This window comes from Rhodoferax sp. (assembly GCF_037143375.1).
Classification (GTDB): Bacteria; Pseudomonadota; Gammaproteobacteria; order Burkholderiales; family Burkholderiaceae_C; genus Rhodoferax.
The window spans coordinates 1-1,930 of record NZ_JBAWYV010000299.1; the positions used below are offsets into that span (position 1 = coordinate 1).

At 55.9% G+C, this 1,930-nt stretch carries 1 protein-coding gene; it reads right to left on the reverse strand.

What is annotated here, in order from left to right; translation table 11 throughout:
• On the reverse strand, positions 1 to 1,838 hold a 1,838-nt coding region (locus WCG50_RS19205), incomplete at its 3' end, for an FAD-dependent oxidoreductase (RefSeq protein ID WP_336901197.1).
• Positions 1,839 to 1,930 lie beyond the last annotated feature (92 nt).

Sequence of the window (1,930 nt, forward strand, 5' to 3'; positions counted from 1 at the left end):
AGCCTTAGCAGCGAGTCACCTTCCGCACGTTTTTTGTCCAAATAGACTTGTGAATTTCGCTGGGTGGTGTTGTTGGTGAGTTGTTCATCGTCAAACCAATCCCGCGCCTGTTCATGCTTGAGCAAGCGCAACACTTCTACCGTACTGTATCCGTCCGGCGCAGCACTGGGGTCGACATTGCTGGGGATGGTCAAACCGATGGATTCCTGTTCGGACTTAATATGGACGATTGGCGGTACACCGGCAAAGTCACCTCGCACACCCAAGTGCAACGCAACTCCGGAACCCGAAGGCTGCAACTTTGAAACTCGATTCAGGAATTCCTGTGGCCAATGTGACGCATCCACCAATTGCTTCGTCGCACTCAAGATGTCCGCATTCACGACAACCGCACTGGCGCGAACTATTTTCCCCTCCGTCCCCCCATTGCGGAGGCGCACACCCACAACCTTGCCCTCTTCGACGAGTATTTTGGTCACGGGCGTTTCCAGAAGCACCTCGCCTCCATCGAGCACGATAGAGTCCGTAAGCGCTTGTGCTATGCGCCCCGAGCCGCCAACTGGGTAGAGCCCTCCATACAGGTGATATCCAAACAACGGCACCATGTCCATCACACGCAATGTCTCGGGTGCGTGCGTGATATAGCCCGCAAGACTCAGCAGTTCCTGCTGTGCGGCATCACCGCGAATGTGGGACTTCAACAGTTCAATGAAAGTTTGCTCCATCCAGCGCACCGCCAGTGGCGCGTTGCGGGCAAAGAGCAGCATGTCGTCAACGCTGCGTTGCACACCGGGTATGCCGCTGTTGGAGTCCGCGTCGGAAAACATGCCGTCATAGATGGAGCGTATGTCCGTCATGGCGCCTCGAATGCCTTGTGAGTCGTCGGGAAAGCGGCGGGCCAGGGCTTCCACATAGTCATCCCATTGCGCTGGCACATCAAAGATGGCACCATTTTTATAATAGCGGTGCTGCATGGGCTTCCATTCGATGGATTCTGCCAACCCCAATCGTTTGAGGATGCCGTGGACGGCGCCACCCTCCCAAGCGCCGGACACATCGTGCACGCCGCAGTCAAATCTGAATACAGGATGTGCTTCGCCATCCTGACCCGTCCAGGTCCAGTTATGGGCAAAGCCGCCCGGCGTGGAATGTTGTTCTGCAACGAGGACGCGCAAGCCCGACTGCGCCAATAGCGCACCCGCACAAAGGCCCCCAGTCCCGGCGCCTATGACGATGACGTCGAAATCTGTGGAGTCGCGGTGCTGCTTGAAGTCTGGCGGAACCCAGCGCCAAGGTTGCCTTGTGTCCAGTTGCCTCTGCAAACTGCCTTTGACCCAAATGCCGGGCAAGGCGACAGAAACCCCAATACCTACGGCCAGGGGAATCCATGACGCAAGTGAGGGCAATGCCCCTAAACGTGCCACTGCGAAGTAAAGGAAAAGCGCCGACCACAGACCCGACAACAAGGAATTGATTCGCAGAAAGAGGGGATTTCTTTCTGCACCCTGGTAGGCACCGGCTGAAAATGACGCCGTCCAAGGTTTGCCAACCACGACGCTGGCCCCGGTGCCGATGCCCAGCCCCAAAAATCCGAGCGCCAACGCGGCGTTGGTGCTTGCCACCAAGCCCAATGACGCGGCGCAAGCGATGACCATCAACGTTGCAAAACTGGTTTTGCTCAGCAGAGGAATCGGCCCATGGCGCTTTTGCCAGAGGATGATGACCAGCGCAAAAAGCGCGCCTGCCCATGCACCGGGAACTACATAGCCCAGACCGCTAGCCAACCCAAAAAGAAGGATAGGCAGTAATGTCAACTTGATGGCAAAGACAGCATTCATAGCAACTGAGGGAATTGTGAATCAATATTCCTGACAAACTTTGTTTTTGCTCAATAGTTTTAAGGAATCTGGACTGCCATATAGCTGACCGT